The sequence below is a fragment of the Nocardioides sp. Root190 genome, assembly GCF_001428565.1.
Taxonomy (GTDB): Bacteria; Actinomycetota; Actinomycetes; order Propionibacteriales; family Nocardioidaceae; genus Nocardioides.
In genome coordinates this window covers 74,085-93,079 of record NZ_LMIA01000011.1, presented here as the reverse complement: position 1 = coordinate 93,079, position 18,995 = coordinate 74,085, and the positions used below count along the sequence as shown (strand labels likewise).

18 protein-coding genes are annotated in these 18,995 nt (G+C 70.6%); 10 read left to right on the top strand and 8 right to left on the bottom strand.

Annotated features, from left to right (window positions below):
* Positions 1-38 precede the first annotated feature (38 nt).
* Positions 39-1,247, bottom strand: coding sequence for an adenylyltransferase/sulfurtransferase MoeZ (gene moeZ, locus ASE01_RS17635; RefSeq protein ID WP_056755265.1), 1,209 nt, complete (start codon positions 1,245-1,247; stop codon positions 39-41).
* A 196-nt stretch (positions 1,248-1,443) separates the two neighbouring features.
* Between moeZ and ASE01_RS17630 the strand changes: the two genes are divergently transcribed.
* The 4 genes from ASE01_RS17630 (at position 1,444) to ASE01_RS17615 (ending at position 3,809) form a co-directional block, all read left to right on the top strand.
* Complete coding sequence (locus tag ASE01_RS17630) at positions 1,444-2,100, top strand: TetR/AcrR family transcriptional regulator (RefSeq protein WP_082606184.1); 657 nt, start codon at positions 1,444-1,446, stop codon at positions 2,098-2,100.
* Positions 2,101-2,214: 114 nt separating this feature from the next.
* Positions 2,215-2,445 (top strand): DUF3107 domain-containing protein, encoded by a 231-nt coding sequence (locus ASE01_RS17625; RefSeq protein WP_056755262.1) that lies wholly within the window; start codon positions 2,215-2,217, stop codon positions 2,443-2,445.
* A 117-nt stretch (positions 2,446-2,562) separates the two neighbouring features.
* Entirely contained in the window at positions 2,563-3,372 is an 810-nt protein-coding gene (locus ASE01_RS17620; protein WP_056755260.1) for a PP2C family protein-serine/threonine phosphatase, read from the top strand.
* 62 nt (positions 3,373-3,434) lie between these two features.
* A complete protein-coding gene (locus ASE01_RS17615; protein WP_157537474.1) occupies positions 3,435-3,809 on the top strand; it encodes a hypothetical protein in 375 nt (124 codons plus the stop codon).
* A gap of 25 nt (positions 3,810-3,834) precedes the next feature.
* Here ASE01_RS17615 and ligD (ASE01_RS17610) read toward each other — a convergent pair whose 3' ends face one another.
* Genes ligD (ASE01_RS17610) through lhgO form a run of 3 tightly spaced genes read right to left on the bottom strand, consistent with a single transcriptional unit; the run spans position 3,835 to position 6,904 of the window.
* On the bottom strand, positions 3,835-4,755 hold the full coding sequence (gene ligD / locus ASE01_RS17610; protein ID WP_056755254.1) for a non-homologous end-joining DNA ligase: 921 nt from the start codon (positions 4,753-4,755) through the stop codon (positions 3,835-3,837).
* Positions 4,755-5,702: a non-homologous end-joining DNA ligase gene (gene ligD / locus ASE01_RS17605; protein ID WP_235536084.1), complete on the bottom strand. Its 948-nt coding sequence runs from the start codon at positions 5,700-5,702 to the stop codon at positions 4,755-4,757. The genes ligD (ASE01_RS17610) and ligD (ASE01_RS17605) overlap by 1 nt, the downstream gene beginning before the upstream one ends.
* Positions 5,703-5,710: 8 nt before the next feature.
* Positions 5,711-6,904 (bottom strand): L-2-hydroxyglutarate oxidase, encoded by a 1,194-nt coding sequence (lhgO, locus tag ASE01_RS17600; protein WP_056755736.1) that lies wholly within the window; start codon positions 6,902-6,904, stop codon positions 5,711-5,713.
* 61 nt (positions 6,905-6,965) lie between these two features.
* On the opposite strand from lhgO, the gene ASE01_RS17595 reads away from it, so the two are divergent.
* Entirely contained in the window at positions 6,966-7,904 is a 939-nt protein-coding gene (locus ASE01_RS17595; protein ID WP_056755251.1) for a Ku protein, read from the top strand.
* On the opposite strand, the gene ASE01_RS17590 is transcribed toward ASE01_RS17595, so the two are convergent.
* Entirely contained in the window at positions 7,905-9,797 is a 1,893-nt protein-coding gene (locus tag ASE01_RS17590) for an FHA domain-containing protein (RefSeq protein ID WP_082606182.1), read from the bottom strand.
* A gap of 10 nt (positions 9,798-9,807) precedes the next feature.
* Positions 9,808-11,136, bottom strand: coding sequence for a protein kinase domain-containing protein (locus ASE01_RS17585; protein ID WP_056755245.1), 1,329 nt, complete (start codon positions 11,134-11,136; stop codon positions 9,808-9,810).
* A gap of 179 nt (positions 11,137-11,315) precedes the next feature.
* Here ASE01_RS17585 and ASE01_RS17580 point away from each other — a divergent pair, with 179 nt between their 5' ends.
* Entirely contained in the window at positions 11,316-12,017 is a 702-nt protein-coding gene (locus ASE01_RS17580; protein WP_056755242.1) for a vWA domain-containing protein, read from the top strand.
* Positions 12,014-12,889, top strand: a complete 876-nt coding sequence (locus ASE01_RS17575) for a protein phosphatase 2C domain-containing protein (RefSeq protein ID WP_056755239.1) — start codon at positions 12,014-12,016, stop codon at positions 12,887-12,889. Before ASE01_RS17580 ends, ASE01_RS17575 begins: the two co-directional genes overlap by 4 nt.
* Before the next feature lie 73 nt (positions 12,890-12,962).
* On the opposite strand, the gene ASE01_RS17570 is transcribed toward ASE01_RS17575, so the two are convergent.
* Entirely contained in the window at positions 12,963-14,537 is a 1,575-nt protein-coding gene (locus ASE01_RS17570; protein ID WP_056755236.1) for a hypothetical protein, read from the bottom strand.
* A gap of 5 nt (positions 14,538-14,542) precedes the next feature.
* Positions 14,543-15,361 carry a protein kinase domain-containing protein gene (locus ASE01_RS17565; RefSeq protein ID WP_056755233.1) on the bottom strand — a complete coding sequence of 273 codons (819 nt, stop codon included), beginning with the start codon at positions 15,359-15,361 and terminating at the stop codon, positions 14,543-14,545.
* 200 nt (positions 15,362-15,561) lie between these two features.
* Here ASE01_RS17565 and ASE01_RS17560 point away from each other — a divergent pair, with 200 nt between their 5' ends.
* The 3 genes from ASE01_RS17560 to ASE01_RS17550 are packed head-to-tail and all read left to right on the top strand — an operon-like array spanning position 15,562 to position 18,993.
* Positions 15,562-17,178 carry a hypothetical protein gene (locus tag ASE01_RS17560; RefSeq protein WP_200958894.1) on the top strand — a complete coding sequence of 539 codons (1,617 nt, stop codon included), beginning with the start codon at positions 15,562-15,564 and terminating at the stop codon, positions 17,176-17,178.
* Between the two features lie 46 nt (positions 17,179-17,224).
* Positions 17,225-17,653: a hypothetical protein gene (locus ASE01_RS17555; RefSeq protein ID WP_056755225.1), complete on the top strand. Its 429-nt coding sequence runs from the start codon at positions 17,225-17,227 to the stop codon at positions 17,651-17,653.
* Positions 17,654-17,658: 5 nt separating this feature from the next.
* Positions 17,659-18,993, top strand: a complete 1,335-nt coding sequence (locus ASE01_RS17550) for an FHA domain-containing protein (RefSeq protein ID WP_157537473.1) — start codon at positions 17,659-17,661, stop codon at positions 18,991-18,993.
* Positions 18,994-18,995 lie beyond the last annotated feature (2 nt).

Genomic DNA, 18,995 nt, shown 5'->3' with positions numbered 1-18,995 from the left:
AGCCCCGTCCGGCGAGGACGGGGCTCCTGTGTCGAACCTCAGTAGGTGGGCTGGCTCGGGTCGATCTGGTTGACCCAGGCGACCACGCCGCCACCGACGTGGACGGCGTCGTCGTAGCCCGCGCCCTTGACGATCGCGAGGCACTCGGCCGAACGCACACCGCTCTTGCAGTGCAGCACGAGCTGCTTGCCGGAGTCGACCGACGGCAGCTGTCCCAGGGCGGATCCGTTGAGGAAGTCGCCCTTCGGGATCAGCACGGCACCGGGGATGTGGTTGATCTCGGCCTCGGCGGGCTCGCGCACGTCGACGAGGACGAAGTCACGGCTGCCCTCCTCGCGCTCCTTGATCATCGAGGCGAGCTGGGTGACGCTGATCGTCGCGTCGACGGCCGCGTCGGCCGCCTCCTCGGAGATCGCACCGCAGAAGGCGTCGTAGTCGATGAGGCCGGTGACGGTCGGGTTGTCGCCGCACAGCGCGCAGTTGGGGTCCTTGCGGACCTTCAGCTTGCGCCACTCGAGCTCGAGTGCGTCGTAGATGACGAGCTTGCCGATGGCCGGGTCACCGGCGCCGATGAGGAGCTTGATGGCCTCGTTGACCTGGATCGAACCGATCGAGGCGCACAGCACACCCAGCACGCCGCCCTCGGCGCAGGACGGGACCATGCCCGGCGGCGGCGGCTCGGGGTACAGGCAGCGGTAGCAGGGGGCGTCGTCGGCCATGGTCGGCGCGAACACCGAAGCCTGGCCGTCGAAGCGGTAGATAGAGCCCCAGACGTAGGGGATCCCGAGGAAGTAGGCCGCGTCGTTGACCATGTAGCGGGTCGCGAAGTTGTCGGTGCCGTCGACGATCAGGTCGTAGCCCTTGAAGACCTCGAGGACGTTGTCGTTGTCCAGGCGCTCCTCGTGGAGGTTCACGGTGACCAGCGGGTTGATCTCGAGGATCGACTCCTTGGCCGAGAGGCCCTTGGCCTTGCCGAGGTCCGACATGCCGTGGATGACCTGGCGCTGCAGGTTGGACTCGTCGACCTCGTCGAACTCGGCGATGCCGAGCGTGCCCACACCGGCCGCGGCCAGGTAGAGCAGGGCGGGGCTGCCGAGGCCACCGGCGCCGATGACCAGCACCTTGGCGTTCTTCAGCCGCTTCTGACCGTCCATCGCGACGTCAGGGATGATCAGGTGGCGGCTGTAGCGGCGGACCTCGTCGATGGTCAGCTCGGCGGCCGGCTCGACCAGCGCGGGAAAGCTCACGGGGTAACTCCTGTAGTTGTCCGGTCCAGAGGGGGTGAACGTCTCGGCGGTAACGCTGCGGCCCGCCCGGGTGTTCCCTTCCTCCCATGGTCCCTGCCGGTCCAAGTGCCGGACGCCACGTCCCACCGTCTGGACCACGGGGTCGCCGCAGGGGTACCTCTCCGGCCGGATGGCTACCAGCGAGTAGGCTCACGGCGTGGTGACCGAGCAGTTCGACCTGGACGAGACACGACGGCGCGGCGTACGGCTCCCCCGCCGTGAACGGCGCGCGCAGCTGCTGGCTGCAGCCCTCGAGGTCTTCGTGGCGCAGGGCTATCACGCCGCCGCCATGGACGACATCGCCGAGCGGGCGGGCGTGTCCAAGCCGGTCCTCTACCAGCACTTCCCGGGCAAGCTCGAGCTGTACCTCGCGATCCTGGACGCCGCGTGCGACGCGATCATCGACAACTGCCGCAAGGCGCTGGCCGCGACCCACGACAACAAGATGCGGGTGGCAGCCACCATCGATGCGTTCTACGCGTACGTCGGCCACGACACCGGTGCGTTCCGGCTCGTCTTCGAGTCCGACCTGACCAACGAGCCCGCGGTCCGCGGCCACGTCGACCGGGTGACCACCGAGTGCGCCGACCTGATCGCAACCGTCATCGAGGACGACACCTCGCTGCCCCCGGCAGCCTCCCGCCTGCTCGCCGTCTCCCTCGTGGGAATGGCACAGGTCAGTGCCCGGTTCTGGATGACGGACACCGACGGTGGTCTCGCAGGTCTCACCAGGGACCAGGCGACCACGCTCGTGTCCGGCCTGGCCTGGCGCGGGATCGGTGGGTACCCCCTCATCGACGAAAACCCCGAGTGAGGCAGGGTCCAGCGACTCGACCGGGTCCACATGGCCGGCGCTGGGCCTGCTGACTAGTCTGATGAGTGTCGACGGACCGCGAGCGCGGCCGTCCCCCGAACGAGGAGTGTGTCCATGACCGTCGAGGTCAAGATCGGCATCCAGAACACCGCCCGCGAGCTCGTCATCGAGGCCGACAATTCCAACGACGGCATCGCCGCGCTGGTCAACGAGGCCCTCGCCGCCGACAACGGCGTGCTGACGCTCACCGACACCAAGGGCAAGGTCACCGTCGTCCCCGTGGCGAAGCTCGCCTACGTCGAGATCGGCCGCAGCACCTCGGGCCAGGTCGGCTTCCGCTCGTAGTCCACGAGCGGAGTTCCCCGCGGGGAACTCTCGGCGCCACCATGGACGTTTGACAGGTGAGCGGGCACCATCGGTGGTGACCCGCTGGGGTCGTCCCTGACGCCTGGGAGGTACGCCGTGCTGCAGTTCCGATTCGCCGCGCTGAGCGACACCGGGCGCGTGCGCGAGCACAACGAGGACTCCGGTTTCGCGAGCCCCTACCTGCTCTGCGTGGCCGACGGCGTCGGCGGCGCGGCAGCGGGCGAGGTCGCCTCGGCCACCACGACGTACGTCCTGAGCGCCCGGGTGCTCGCCCACCCCGGACTCGAACCGGGCCGGCTGCTGCGGGCGGCGACCCGCGAGGCGCACGACCAGCTGGCCGCCGGGGTCCGCGCCGACCCGCGCCGCACCGGCATGGCCACCACCCTGACGGCCGTGCTCACCGACGGGGTCCACACCGTGCTGGCACAGGTCGGCGACTCACGTGCCTACCTGCTCCGCGAGGGCGCGCTCTCCCAGCTCTCGCACGACCAGACCATGGTCCAGGAGCTCCTCGATGCCGGGCGGATCACCGCCGAGGAGGCGAGCCGGTCGCCGTACCGCCATGTCGTGCTGCAGGCGGTCGACGGCGACCACACGCCGGAGCCCGTGGTCGTCCCGCTCGACCTGCGTGCGGGCGATCGCCTGTTGCTGTGCAGCGACGGTCTCAGCGACGTGCTCTCGCCGGCCGCTGTGCAGATGATGCTGGCCCTCGACGCACGCTCGATGTCGACCGAGTGGCTGGTCCGGGCCGCCCTCGATGCGGGCTCGCGCGACAACGTCACGGCGATCGTGGCCGACGTCGTCGATGCGCCGGGCATCGTCGGTTCCGGGCTGCTCCTCGGCGCAGGGCTCGACCTGGCCAACGTGGTGAATCCTGCCGCGGTACGTCCGCTGCGCTCCGCCTGAGCTGCCCCGGCTCTGCCCCGAACGTCCGCGCGGACGTCGGCGCAGCCGCCTACACTGGCAGGGTGAGCGTGAAGCGGGTCTACGAGTACGCGCGCCTGTGGGTGCCGTTGTACGACGCCGCCACGCTCGCCGTCACCCGCCCCGTCTACCTGATCGAGGCGGCCGACGGCTTCGAGGGCATCCCGGCGGAGAAGAACACCACGCTGATGGGCCTGTTCGACGAGCTCGGTCGCCACGGCTGGCGGATCGAGGGGACCGCACTGCGGGTCGACCACCCGTCCCCGGAGTTCCAGATGCTGATCGACGCCACCCTCGACGAGGCCGACCACGCCACCCTGCCCGCCGAGGTCGCCAGCGCGGTCGGCACCGGCGGCGACCCGGCCGGCGTGGTGACGGAGTTCGACGTCTACGCCATGCGTCGGCGCAGCGACGGGTGAGGACCGACCACGACGCGTAGGCGTCTCAGCCGGCAAACAGGTCGCCGTGCTCCTCGACCCGCTCGAGCACCTGCGCCATCGAGAACTGCTCGAGCCCGAGCGGATCCTCGGCGCCCGCGGCCACCTCGTCCCAGGTCACCGGTGTCGCGACCTGGGGTCGCGGAGTCCCCCGCAGGGAGTACGGCGACACGGTGGTCTTGGACCCGGCGTTCTGCGACCAGTCGAGGAAGACCTTCCCCCGCCGGCGCGACTTGGTCATGGTCGCGGTGACCAGGTCGCCGCGGGCGCCCTGGAGCTCCTCGGCGATCTCCTTGGCGAGGGCGCTGGTCTCTTCCGAGCCCAGCGCGTCGGCGAGGGGCGCGTAGAGGTGCAGGCCCTTGCTGCCGCTGGTGACGGGGAACGTCTCGAGGCCCCGCTCGGCGAGCGCGTCGCGTGCCAACAACGCCACCTGGCAGCACTCGTGCAGGCCGGCCGGTTCGCCCGGGTCGAGGTCGATCACGACCCGGTCCGCGCCAGCGGGCTCACCGTCGTCGTCGACCGTCCACTGGTGCACGTGCAGCTCGAGGGCGGCCAGGTTGACCGCCCACACCAGCGTCGCGAGCTGGTCGACGATCGGGAAGCGGAGGGTGTCGCCGTGCCGGCTCGGGCCGCGACTGCCGGTCGTCGGCACCTCGACGGTCCGCACCCAGCTCGGCGTGCCCGCCGGAGCGTTCTTCTCGAAGAAGCTCATGTCGCCGACGCCGTGGGGCCAGCGGATCCGGGTGACCGGACGGCCGGCGAGGTGCGGCAGCAGCACCGGGGCGATCCGTGCGTAGTAGTCGAGCACCTCGCCCTTGGTGGTGCCCGTCTGCGGGTACAGCACCTTCTCGAGACTGGTGAGACGCAGCGTGCGTCCGTCGACGTCGACGTGCACCTCGGTCCGTTCGTGCTCCGGCTTCTTCGGCATCAGCCCTCCCCCGTGGCCGCGAGGTCGTCAGGGGTCACGTCGCTGCGCACGCCCTGGAACGACGGCTGGCGCAGCCGCGCGTGCCCGAGTCCGTGGGTGTCGACGTCCACCACGATCACTGGCTCCACCCAGGTGGTGCCCTCGGCGTCGGTCCGCGGCACCTCGTCGACGAACGGACTCTCGGTCCGGACCAGCGGGGCGAGGAGATCGGCCAGGACCCGCGACTGCTTCGGGCCGATCCCGCTGCCGACCCGCCCGCGGTAGGCCAGCCCGTCGGCGGTCGGCTCGCCCACGAGCAGGGCCGCGAGCCGGCCACTCGTCCCGGTCTGCGATCGCCAGCCGCCGACGACGTACGACGCGCGGTGGCGGTGGGCGAACTTCAGCCAGTGCGGGCTGCGCTCCCCCGGCCGGTAGGTCGAGCTCCGGCGCTTGCTCACGATTCCCTCGAGCCCCTGTGCCCGGGTCGCCTGCAGCAGCATCGCCCCGTCGTCGTACTCCTGCGGGACCTGCCAGCCGGCCGCCGCGAGATCCAGGTCGGCCAGCATCCTGCGGCGCTCCTCCAGCGGCAGCCCGCAGAGGTCCTGGCCTGCGAGGCGGAGCAGGTCGAAGACCATGAAGGTCGCCGGGGCGCGCTCCGCCAGCCGGGCGACGGTCGCGGCCCTGCGGACGTGCATCCGGTCCATCAGGACCCGGAAGTCCGGCACCCCACGCTCGTTGAGCGCGATGATCTCGCCGTCCACGACGGTCCCCGCCTGGAGCCCCGGACGTCGGGCGACCTCCGGCCAGGCCGGCGTGATGGCGTTGCCGTTGCGGCTGACCAGCCCGACCGCGTCGGCCCCGACCGTGGCGAGGGCGCGGATGCCGTCCCACTTGACCTCGTGGGACCACTCCTCGCCGGGCGGGACGTACGTTCCCGGCGAGGCGAGCATCGGCAGCAGGGCAGGCACGTCTCCCATCATGCCGTGAGGATCTGCGCGACGACGTGCTCCGCGATCGCCAGGCTGGACGTCGCCGCCGGCGAGGGCGCATTCCGCACGCTCACCACGCCGCCGTCCCGGTCGATCCGGAAGTCGTCGACGAGGGAGCCGTCGCGATCGACCGCCTGCGCGCGGATGCCGAAGCCCGCCCGGACCACGTCCTCGGCCCCGATCGACGGGACGTAGCGCTGGGCGCTGCGCATGTAGCTGCGTGTCGACAGCGATCCGCGGACCTCGCGGACGCCGGTGCGCCAGTGCTGTCGGGCCATCTGCCAGGTGCCGGGCCAGCTCGCGATGCTGGCGACGTCGGCGGGACGCACCGCCGAGCGACGGTAGGAGTCGCGGTGCAGCGCGAGGACGGCGTTGGGGCCGACCTCGAGACCACCGTCGACCCGGCGGGTGAAGTGCACGCCCAGGAACGGGTACCTCGGGTCGGGAACGGGGTAGACCATGCCCCGCACGAGCTCCTGCTTGCCGGTGGCGACCGCCATGTACTCGCCACGGAAGGGCACGATGCGAGGCGCGGCAGCACCGCCGGCCAGCCGGCCGAGCCGGTCTGCCTGGAGCCCGCCGCACAGCACCAGCCTGTCGACGTCGTACGACGTCCGATCGGTCAGGACCCGGATCCGGCCGGCCTTCTGCTCGATGCCTGTCGCCCGGGTGGAGGTGTGGACCTCGCCCCCGGCAGCGACGACCTCGCCGGCCAGCTGGTCCGCGATTGCGACGTAGTCGGTGATCGCCGTCTGCGGCGAGTGCAGGGCGGCGAGACCAGCCGCCTGCGGTTCGACCTCACGGAGTCCGGCAGCATCGAGGCGACGCAGCCCCGGCACCGCGTTCTCGCGAGCGGTGCGCTCCAACGCCTCGAAGCGCTCCAGCTCGGACCTGTCGACGGCGACGACGACCTTGCCGCACTCGAGGTGGGACAGGCCGTGCTCGGCGCAGTAGTCACGCAGCAGGAGGCGACCACGGGCGCACAGCTCGGCCTTGAGGCTGCCCGGCCGGTAGTAGATGCCCGCGTGGACGACCCCGGAGTTGTGACCCGTCTGGTGAGCGCCGACCCGGTCCTCCTTCTCCAGGACCAGCACGCGGGCGCCCGGCCGCCGCAGGAGGAGCGCACGCGCCACGGCGAGCCCGACGATGCCGCCGCCGACGATCCCGAACGACTGGTCCACCCGCACATCGTCGCAGCCCGCACTCCCCACCGCTGTCGGCGCGTCGGCGTAGGCTTCGACCATGCGTGCGATCTGGAAGGGTGCCGTCTCGTTCGGCCTCGTCAGCGTCCCGGTGAAGCTCTACAGCGCGACCGAGAGCCATGACGTGTCGTTCCGGCAGGTGCATGCCAAGGACGGTGGCCGGATCAAGTACCAGCGCGTCTGCGCGATCGACGGCGAGGAAGTGCCGTACTCCGACATCGCCAAGGGCTTCGAGACCGAGGACGGCGAGATGGTCGTGCTCACCGAGGACGACATGGCCAACCTCCCGACGACCTCGTCGCGCGAGATCGCGGTCGAGAAGTTCGTGCCGGCCGACCAGATCGACCCGATGCTGTTCGAGAAGTCCTACTACCTCGAGCCCGAGGGCGCGGCGGCCAAGCCCTACGCGCTGCTGCGCCAGGCGTTGCTCGACTCCAACCGGATGGCCGTGGTCACGGTCGCGCTCCGGCAGCGGACCACCACCGCGGTGCTGCGGGTCCGTCCCAGCGAGACCGGCGACGTGATTGTGCTCCAGACGATGATGTGGCCCGACGAGATCCGCCAGCCGGACTTCAGCGTCGAGGCCGGCGACGTCAAGGATGCCGAGGTGAAGATGGCCCAGATGCTCATCGAGACCCTCTCCGGCGACTTCGATGCCTCCGAGTTCGAGGACGACTACGCCGACGCGGTCAACGCCGTGGTGAAGGCCAAGATCGAGGGCGGTGAGGTCCAGCGCACCGAGACCTCGGCCAAGACCGGCGGCGAGGTCGTCGACCTGCTCGCGGCACTGCAGCGATCGGTCGAGGCCGCCAAGTCCTCGCGGGGCGAGACCGACAAGCCGGCGAAGAAGTCGGCAGCCACGAAGGCACCGTCCAAGAAGACCGCCGCCAGGAAGAGCCCGGCGAAGAAGGCGGCCGCCAAGAAGACCGCCGCCAAGAAGACCGCGACCAAGAAGGCTGCGGCGAAGAAGGCCAGCTGATCAGTCGACCGCGGCCTCCGCGCGGTTGATCAGTCCCTTGACCGCGTCGATGGCCCGGATCCGGCCGCTCAGCACCGGTGAGCTCAGGTCCGGCAGCAGCGCCGTGGGGATGCCGATCAGCTCGGCATCGTTGTTGATGGCCATGCCACCCGAGTTGCCGGGTGCGATGCGGGCATCGGTGTCCAGCTCCGAGCGCGGCCCGAGGTCCGGGTCGTTGATGATCGTGGAGATCACGCCCGTGGTCACGGTGATCGAGTCCTCGGACCGGGCCACCGCCGGGAAGCCGAGCACCGTCACGTCGTCGCCGGCCCGCAGGTCTCCGGAGGAGCCGACGGGGACCGTGGGCAGGTCGAGGTCGTCCTCGAGATCGCTGCCGTCGGCGTTGGCGTAGACCTGGATGACCGCGACGTCGAGGTAGCCGTCGGTCTGCACGACCCGGGCGCGGAACTCCGCCGGGGAGTTCGTGTCCGTCATGCCGTCGGTCAGGTGGATCAGCAGGAACTCGGGGTTCTCGATCTGCACGCTCTCGCCGTACTGCTCGACCAGACCGGGCGACTCCGGTGCGGCCACGTGGGCGTTGGTCAGGATCAGGCCGTCCTTGCGGATGATCGAGCCCGACCCGCCGTAGCTCAGCTGCTGGCCGTTGTTCAGGGACCGGCTGTCGGCCGTGATCTTCACCGTGGCCGCCTTGGCGATGTCGCGCTCCGCGTCGGTGAGGACAGCCATCGAGGTGGTGGTGCCGTCGTCGCCGTCGCGCCCGATCAACCAGGCAGCGCCCAGCACACCGGCGATCAGGACCAGCCCAGCCGCGATCGCGCCGATCACGACGAGCCTCCTGCCCCATCGGCGTCGGGCGATCCGGCGCTCCTCCTCCGCTGCCGACAGGATCGGGACCAGCGTCAGCTCGGGACCCGCGACCGGGTGACCGAGACGCAGTGCGACCCGCTCGTCGAACCTGCGCTCGGTGATCTTGCGACCCTCGAGGTAGGTGCCCTCGTTCGACAGGTTGGTCCAGGACCAGCCGCCGGGGTGGGCGTCGACCCGGCCGTGGACCCGCGAGCAGGCCGGGTCACCGATCACGACGGTGCAGTCGCTGCGGCGTCCGACGGTGATCTGCGCGGGATGACGGAAGCGGTGCTCGCGCCCCTCGGCGACCAGCAGCAGGTCCGGTCCGGTCCGCTGCGCCGGCGGCCACGCGGCAGGGCCGCCGGCAGGACCGGGCGCACCCGGGTGCGGCGCCGCCGGCTGCGCGGCGAGGATCTGGGTGGCGTCGTTGCCCGCGACCGCGGGCGGCAGGCCAGGGGCACCGGGAGGGCGGGCGCCGGGGTACGCCGGCGGCGGCACCGCAGGCGCGACCGGGGCCGGCCCCGGGGTGGGCGGCCCGGCGACGGGCACCCCGGCGGCAGGAGTCTGCGGGGCGAACCGCTCGGTGCCCGGCACGGCAGCGGCTGGCGCGACCACGTTGGTCGCGGGGGTCGCCGGCGGGACGGCAGGAGCCGACGGGGACGGGATGCTCGTCGGCTCGTCGAGTGAGCCGGGCGCCACGATCGGCGGCGGCGGGGCGGGAGCGCTCGGCGTGGCCGTGGCGTCGTCGTACTGCTCGGCAGGGATGATCGTGAGCTCCGCACCCGGGGCCCGCGGTCCGCAGCGCACCGCGATCCGGCGCTCGATGCCGTAGTCGGTCACCCGCTCCTCGTCGACGAAGGTGCCGAACTGGCTCCCGGTGTCGACCAAGGTCCACGTGCCGTCCCTCATCTGGAGCTCGGCGTGCTGACGCGACACCGATCCCGCCGTGAGCACCACATCGGCCTCGATCGCGCGACCGATGCGGTAGACGGACTTGCCGTCGAGTCGCAGGACGCGTCCATCGACCTCGACCACCAGAGCAGACATGAACGGCACCTTATGCAGTCGGGGCGGGAGTCGGCGCGCTCGGGCGGCGAACCTGCACGGTGGAGTTGCGGATCTGGATCCGGGCACCGTCGACGAGCTCGATCGTGCGGTCGGGCTCCAGCAGGAAGCTCTGGCCGCCGGGATAGCTCACCGGCCACGAGAAGTCGGAGGCGTTGTGCAGGCCCCATCGATCGCGCGCCTCAGGGTGCTGACGGATCTGGGCCAGCACGGTCGGGTGGTCGATCCCCGAGGTCAGGTGGTCGGAACGGATCGTGGTCTGGGGGCCGACGGCCACGGTGCGGCGCCCGACCTGCAGGAGGTAGGGCGGCTCGACCTGGGTCTGGTCCTGCCAGCAGGTCACCGGCCCCTCGCCCGGACTCCAGAAGTTGGTGGTGCCGCAGGTCGGGCAGGCGAGGATCCCGTCGCGCAACCGGTCCATGGCCTTGATCCACTGCCCCTCGGTGACCCGGGCCGCGGGCTGGTCGAGCCCGTCGACGAACGCCTGGACGAACAGGTCGCGCAGGAACTGGGGATAGATGTTCCAGTACTGCTGCACGATCTGTGCCGGTCGGTTGTCGGTGCGGGTGGGGTGCATGCAGAACTGCGCCTCGGTCCCGAAGTGCGTCATCAGCCAGTGAGCGTCCCGCATCCCGGCATCGGTGCGGGCGCCCTCGAGGGGGTGGCCCAGGAACAGCGCGTAGAAGAGCAACACCGCGAGGGAGTGCCGGTCGGTGTCGGTGTTGGGCAGGGTGCGGTACGTCGTGTCCCGCACCACCTCGGGCGCCATGAAGTACGGCGTGCCGAGCACCCGGCCGGTGCCGTTGTCGATGCCGACGTTGTCGTTGTCGCAGATCAGCACGTCGCCGTTGCCGGGATCGAAGAACACGTTGCCGAAGGAGATGTCGCGGTAGCACAGGCCCCGGGCATGCAGCCGCAGGAAGCTGTAGCTCAGCTGGCGGCAGAGCTCGATGATCGACGAGAACGACACGTCGAGCGGCTGGCCGTCTCGGTCCGCGTTGAGCAGGAGGAAGCTGAGCTCGAGGAAGCGCTGGTGCCGCAGGTGCATGACGTAGCCGAAGCTCGGCTCGGTGGCGACCCTCGCCATGCTCAGCGGCCACAGGAAGCGCTGGTGGGGCGTCCCGATCTCGACCAGCTGCTGCATCTCGTCGTACTGCTGGGCGGTGGCGCTCTCGGGTTTGTACCACTTCAGCGCGAGGGGCTCGCCGGTGTCGCGGCGCACCTCGAACACGTAGCCCTGGCCGCCCTGTCCGAGCAGGGAGGTCACCCGGGCTCGTCCCAACGGTCCGAGATCGACCTCGACGCCCTCTGCCAGCACCATGGGTGTCCCCGACCTCCGTGTGTTCGTGCTGCTCGACCAGCCTCGCTCGACCTGCGTGACAATGTATAGCCTCGGCAGATCCGGGGAAGTTGAAACCCGGTGCTGGTGCCCGCGTGAGCGATAGCGTGGACCCGGCGGCAGTTCGACCCGGGAACCACGCAACAACTGAGGAGGGACCGATGAGCGATCGACTCGGTGGCGCACTCGCGCGCAAGCCGCTGCACTTCATCTTCGTGCTCGACGTCTCGGGGTCGATGATGCGCGGTGGTCGCATCCAGGCCCTCAACAACGCGATCACCGAGGTCCTCCCCCATCTCCGTGACGAGGCGCGCGCCAACCCGCACGCCGAGCTGCTGATCCGCGTCCTCGCGTTCGCGAACGAGCCGACCTGGGTGATCGAGGAGCCGACCCCCGTCGACCAGGTCCACTGGACCCGGCTCGAGGCCGTGCCGCGCGGGTTCACCGAGCTCGGCAGCGCCCTCCAGACCCTGGCCGGAGCGCTGGACCACCTCGACGAGAGCAACAGCGCCTTCCCTCCCGCGATCATCCTGGTCTCCGACGGACGCCCCACCCAGAGCAGCGGGATCACGTTCGCGGAGGGCTTGCAGTCCCTGCTCAACAACCGCTGGGGCGCCACCGCCGTCCGACTCGCGCTCGGCGTGGGCCGCGACGCCGACATGCACTCCATGCGTCGCTTCATCGGCGACGAGGACGTCCCGCTCCTGCGCGCTGACAACCCCGAGCAGCTGGTCGAGTACATCGTCTGGGCCTCCAAGGCCGCCAGCAAGGTCGCCTCGCGGCCGATCGTCGGACCGGGCACTGGCGTGGGCGCCGCTCCCCCGAACCCGATCGGTGACCCGATCTGGAGCACGCTCGGATGAAGACCAGCTGGACGACGTTGTCCGGCACGTCGATCGGCTCCGTGCACGTGCGTGATCGCCTGCCGCTGCAGGACGCCGTGCACACGTGGACGGATGCGGCCGCCGGCCACGCCGTCGTTGCCGTCGCCGACGGCCACGGCCACAAGCTCCACTTCCGCAGCGACACCGGCGCCGCACTGGCCGTGGTCAGCGCCGTCGAGGAGCTCCGCCGCATCCTCGCCCCGCTCGCCGACCTGGCCGGGCAGGGCGACCTCGCTGCTGCCACCGACCTCGTGCGCGCCGCGGGCGCGGGTCTGGTGGACACGTGGACCGCGAAGGTCGAGCACCACCTCGCAGCCCACCCCTACTCCGAGGCCGAGGACGAGCTGGGCGCCTCCGCGGACCACCTGCGGGCCTACGGATCGACCATCCTCGCGACGGCCGCCATCGGCTCCCTGGTCGTGTTCCTGCAGATCGGGGACGGCGACTCGGTGCTCGTCTCGGCCCGCGGCGAGGCCTCCCGTCCGCTCCCGGAGGACCCGGACCTGGACGGCCTGCACACCAGCTCGCTGTGCCAGCCCCGGCCCCTGGACGCACTCCGTGTCGCGGTGGTGGACCCCGACATCGAGGACGTCGCCCTGGTCTTCCTCTGCACCGACGGGTTCGGCCGGGCCCGCGTGGACAGCGACGGATGGTGGCGCCAGACCGGCGAGCAGCTCCTGGAGTTCAGCCGCAGCCGCGGGCTCAACTGGATCCACGAGCAGCTGCCCGAGTGGCTCGCCGAGCCCGCCCAGATCGGCGGCGACGACACCACCATGGCGCTCCTCGTCCGCTCCGACGTCGACGGGATCAACCGGCCCGACCTCGCGGACACGGTGCCCGTCCCCGAGTGACCTCGTGGGTGAACCTCGTGGGTGAACCTCGTGGGTGAACCTCGTGGGTGACCCGCGTGAGTGACCCGCAGGATCACTCCTCGTCGCTGGGCCACCACTTCTCGAGCTTCGACAGGTTGCCGTCGAAGCTCCAGGCCACGCCGTAGCAGTTGCACTCGGCCTTGTTCCAGTCCCAGTAGAGCGTGGCGGTGCCCTCGTCGAGGTAGGCGTAGTAGCCGCCCTCCGCCTTGCCCTCGCCGAACTTCCACGTGCCGCCGCCGCCCTGCTTCTTGGCGGCGTCGTACTTGCCCTTGTAGTACTTGCGGTCGTCGGTCATGCCCTTGCGGGTGGAGTAGCGCCCGACGTTGACCACGACGCCCTCGACGTTGGCCTTGCAGGAGCTCTCCTCGGTCTCGCCGGCGAAGAAGGTCCTCTGGCGGGTGCAGGTCGCGACGTCGAGGTTGATCTCGATGAACTCGCGCAACACCTCGTCCGCCGGGGCGGTGGGCTCCGCGACACGCGGCGAGGTGGCGGTGTAGAGGCTGGTCAACGAGTCGATCTTGACGCTGCCCTCACCGGTGATCGTCGCAGACTGCAGGGCGTTGGTGCTGTCCCAGTAGACGAGCGCGGGATCGGACGTGCCGCCCCGCTCGGGGTCGTACTCGTAGAGCGCGGTGGTGCCGTTGTCGGCCGTCAACGTGCCGGAGCGGTAGTCGAGCCGGGCGGTGCGGGCCGCCGTCAGCGAGGCGGCGTCGGCGTAGGTGACGAGCGCGAGCTTGCCCGCGCTGACGGTGCACTCGACAACCTCGGTCTGACCCGTGCCGGGCGTCCCGGCCGCGCAGTCGCTGGCGCCGGCGGTGACGTCGGAGGCCAAAGCGTCGTAGCGGGAGTTGATCGCCTCCAGGTCGACGTCCACCCCGGGGCTCTCGGAGCCGGAGCTCTTCGTGGGGCCGTCGGGGCCGGGGTCGTCGCCACCTGTCGCGAGCACCACGCCCACGATGCCGCCGCCCACGACCACCACGCCCGCGACCGCAGCAGCCACCCAGATCACGGGACTGCGGCGCTTCTTCGGCGGGGCGCCTCGATAGGGATCCGGCTGGTAGCCCTGCGAGGAGGGGTACTGCTGGAACGAGCCGTACGGCGCGGGCTGGGAACCCGGTTGTGCTCCCGGTTGGGGCGCCGAACCGTACCCCGGGAGCACCGTGGGCGGCCCCGGCTGGGCCGGCTGGGCCGGCCAGGCGGTCTGCGGCGGCGACTGCACCGGCGGTCGCGGCGGCGAGGTCGGGCCGGCGGTGGGCGGCGGCATCCGGGTCGGGCCCCGCTGGGAGCGGTGCCGGAGGACGACGGCCTCGGGGACCACGCCGACGGCGTACCCGAGAACGGCAGCAGCCCAGCTCGAGGCGACGAGGTCATCGCCACCGCGCTCGCGGGCCAGGCGTGCACCGGCCTCGTCGACAGCGCGGGACGGATCGGCACCGCCCGAGATCAGCGAACGGAGTGCGGGCAGCACCTCGAAGCGGACGGCGTCGGCGAGCAGGTTGATCTCGCCGGTGCTCGCCTGGTCCTCCTCGAGCACGTCGTCGAGGACGCCGCGGAAACCAGTCGCATCGGACAGCATCGCATCGCCGTGGCGGGTGACGACGTCCTTGATCGCGTCGTGGAGCTCCATGCCGCTCAGCCCTGGACGGCGGAGCCGAGCTCGGTCACCAGTCCGGAGACGCGCTCGGCGACCTCCGAGGCGGTGCGCGGACGGGCCGTGACGTCGGCGTCGAGGCACGCGGCGATCAGCGACCGTGCGTCCGTCGAGAGCTGATCCGACAGCGTGGGCTGCGAGGCGAGGATGGAGCGGACCAGGAGCAGCGGCTCGGTGCCCTTGAGGTCGCCGTAGACACCCTTGCCGGTGATCGCGAAGTGCAGGGAGGCGCCGAGCGACCAGATGTCACTGGCGCGCGAGGCCTGGGCACCGAGCATGATCGCGGGATCGGTGAACTCGAGGCCGATCTGGCCGAGTCCGGTCGTCACCATGCCGGGCGAGAGCAGCTGGGACAGGCCGAGGTCGGCCAGCCGACCGCCGTCCTCGGCGAGCAGGATGTTGGCGGGCTTGATGTCGCGGTGCGCGATCCCGCGCTCGTGCAGGGCGTGGGCAGCCAGCGCGGCGTCGCGGACGGCGGCCACCAACCGGTCGGCGCCGAAGTCGCCGTGCGGGCTCTCCAGCGAGCCGAGCGGCAGGAACTCCATCGCGTAGTAGAAGGCCCCACCGTGGCGGCCGGCGTCGTAGACCGCCACCAGGCGGTCGGAGTCGGCCACGCTGAAGTGCTTGAGCTCGCGGGTCGCCCGCCGGAAGGCGTCGTCGGACGTCGGACCCGCGATCACCTTCACGACGACCTCGTCGGCAGCGACACCGAGTCGCGCCGGCGCGGTGGCGAGGTAATTGGTTCCGTAGTTCGACTCGCCCAACGGGCGCACGAACTCGTAGTCAGCGATTCCCTGCACGCGAATCCTCCGTGGGTCTCGGTCCGGGCGGTGTGCCGCCGGCTCCAGCATGTCACGCTGCCACCGCCCCAACACCGGGAAACCATCGTAATCCGCGACGAACCCTCCAAACCGGGCCCGAGAGGTGCAAGGATTCAGGGCGCGGCACATCGGGTAGCCGGTGTAGCGTTCCCGACGCATTCAGCGATCAAGGAGGCACGTTGAGCGAGCCCGCTGCAGCATCCGTGGTGCCCACCACCGACCCGTCGACGTACCTGCCCTCGCAGCCCATCTCCGGTGACCTCACCGACCAGATGCTGCAGACGGACTTCTGGACCGACGAGCTGGTCGCCGCGGCCGGCATCCCGATCGTGGACATCCCCTTCGTGACGATCGGCGGTGGCATCGGCAGCTTCGTCACGGTCGACTACCTGCGGATCGCCGGCGTGCCGACATCGCAGATGCGGGTGCTGAGCACGCTGGACTTCCCCTGGCAGACCTACGAGTACCTCACCCGGGTCTCGCAGGTCCCGCGGCCCGAGCGGATCCGGTCCGACTCCGCGTCACGGCCCGACAACATCTGGGGCTTCCCGTCGTACGCCGTGAGCGAGGCCATCCAGAAGAAGACGCTCGCACCGCTGTGGAGCGTCTTCGCGGAGCCGATCTTCACCGACTACTACACGCCGAAGGCCGGCCACGTCTTCGAGAACCTCGAGCGCGAGTCCAACCGGATCGCCTACAACGAGATGCTGGTCAAGGGTCTCGTGCGGATCGTGCGACGCCGCTACGGCGGCGGCTACTTCACCATCCTCACGCCTCCGGAGGGTGCGTCGGCGACGAAGCGGGTGGCGTTCCGCTCGCAGTACGTCCACATCGCCGTCGGCTACCCGGGCCTGAAGTTCCTCCCCGAGCTGCAGCGCTACCGCACCGAGAACAACGACTACCGCCACATCGTCAACGCCTACGAGGCGCACGAACACGTCTACGAGCGGCTCGTCCAGACGCCGAGCACCGTGCTGGTGCGCGGCGGCGGCATCGTCGCGTCCCGGATCCTGCAGCGGCTTATGGACGACCGCGAGAAGTACGGCGCGCAGACCAACATCGTGCACCTGTTCCGCACCTACATCAACGGCACCAACGACGGCTACGGCAACGAGGGCGACGCCCGCCCGGGAGGCGGGCGCACCCGGACGTTCATGCGTCGTCGTGGGGAGAACGGCTGGGCCTACCAGGGCTTCAACTACCCGAAGTCGGTGTGGGGCGGACAGCTGAAGGCACAGGTCCGCAAGCTGGACGGCGAGCAGCGGGCCGAGCTCTACAAGCGGATGGGCGGCACGAACACCCCCTGGCGCAAGAGCTGGCAGCGCCAGATGAACCAGGGCCGCCGCGAGGGTTGGTACAACGTCGTCGTCGGCACCGTCGAGGACATGCAGCCCAGCGGCGAGCGGATCCTCAACCAGGTCCGCACCGCCCAGGGTGTCGTCCCGCTCGAGGTCGACTTCGTCATCGACTGCACCGGCCTCGAGGCGGACATCGCCGAGCACCGCCTGCTCAAGGACCTGCTCGACCACGGCGGCGCCAGCCGCAACCCCGTCGGGCGGCTCAACGTCGATCGCAACTTCGAGCTGATCGGCACCGCGTCCGGCAGCGGGACCCTGTACGCCTCGGGCGCCACCACGCTCGGTGGTTACTTCCCCGGTGTCGACACGTTCCTCGGGCTGCAGGTCGCTGCGCAGGAGATCTACGGCGACCTCGCCAAGCGCGGCTTCTGCAAGCGCATCGGCCCGGTCCGCTCGACGCTGCAGTGGTGGAAGTGGCTCGCCGGGAGCGCCCCGTGATGCGGCTCGTGCCACTGCCGTCCGCGAAACTGCGAGGAGATCGCTGATGTTGCCCACCCTGAACGGCCGGCTGCAGACCCGGATCTTCATGCTCGTCGTCTTCGGCTCCCTGGTCACGCTCGTCCTGACGCCTGTCCTGCCCGGCGACCCGGACCACGGGACCACCTTCATCATCCTGGCGACCGTGCTCGTGCTGGGCATCGTGTGGGAGCTGATCTACCACGGCATCCAGCAGTTCCGGTGGGAGAAGGACTGGCCCACGATGTTCGGCCTGATCACGATCCTCAACGAGGGCGCCCTCGTCTGGCTGCTCGTCGACGCAGGCGTCGTGCCCGGCATCGACGAGGGCAGCGTGCCCTTCTGGGCCTTCTTCATCGACTTCTCGGTGATCTGGTTCGTGATCTGGGTGTGGACCAACGGACCCATGCGAGTGCCGCTCATCCGCTGGCGCTTCTTCGGTGGAAGGATCGTGTGACGACCATGGCTGCCACTACTGCTGAGGACTGGTCGCGCGCACTGGTCGTGCCCGGGGCCGGGGACGGCACCCTTGCCCGGATCGGTCCGGTCACCCTCCTGGTCGGCTCCAGCGACGCCGAGGTCGTCAAGCCCTACCTCGAGCACGCCGAGATGGTGGCCGCCAACGGCGGCCAGGGACGTCAGCTGGTGCGTGGCTACGCGCTGATGCTGTCGACCTCCGTCGAGCAGTCCCCTGGTTTCGCCGCGCTGGCACCCCACACCACCGGCCTGGCCGTCTTCATCGACGGTGACGTCACCGTCACCGTCGACGGCGAGGAGATCTCCGGAGCCGACTCGCTGGCCTGGGTCGAGCGTCTGATCCCGTGGCCGGTCGGCTCGGTGAGCGTCGCGCTGGCCGGGAACGCCGTTCCCGCCGCCGGGTCGTCGTACCGCCTCGACGGCGGGGTGGTCCCCGCCGGTTCGTTCGCCGTGCCCGGCGACCTCGCTGCCGCCCAGGAGGTCGACCAGCATGTCAGCCAGGAGGTCGCCCCGATGGCGGCGGCTGATGGCCACGACGGTCACGGCCACGGTCATGGTCACGACGACACACCGGTCCCGACCGCCGAGGACATCCCCGTCGTGGCACCGGCACCGGTGGCCTCCACCCCCGTCGTGCCGGCTCCGGTGGTGGCGGCGCCCGAGCCGCCGGCTCCCCCGGCACCCGCCGCGCCCGTCGCCGGACGCCCCCTGCCGCCGCCTCCGGCGGACGAGCAGGTCAGCTTCCAGTCCGTGCTGATCGGCGACGTCGAGGAGGACATGGACGACTTCGAGCCGCTGCCGATCGTCGACAGCGCCGCTCAGGTCGTCAAGGACAGCCCGCAGGAGCAGGTGCGCGGTGTCTACTGCAAGAACCGTCACTTCAACGACCCACGCGTGCTCTTCTGCGGGATCTGCGGGATCAACATGGTCCAGCAGACGCCGGTGCTCGTGAACGGCGTCCGCCCGCCGCTCGGCGTCATCGTGCTGGACGACGGATCGGTGTTCCAGCTCGACAACCCCTACCTGCTGGGCCGCGACCCGAGTGCGGACGAGCGGATCGCCTCGGGTGAGTTCCGCCCGCTCCCGATCATCGACCAGTCGAACCAGGTCTCCCGGGTCCACGCCCGTCTGGAGATGCGGGGCTGGGACGTCGTCCTCATCGACAACAACTCGACCAACGGCACCTTCGTGCACGTCCCGAAGACCCCGGACTGGGTCCGGATGCCTCCGGGCACCGAGCAGGTCCTCGTCCAGGGCACCAGGGTCCGCATCGGGCACCGCACGCTGGCCTTCAACACGCACGCCGGCGCCAGCAGCTGAGC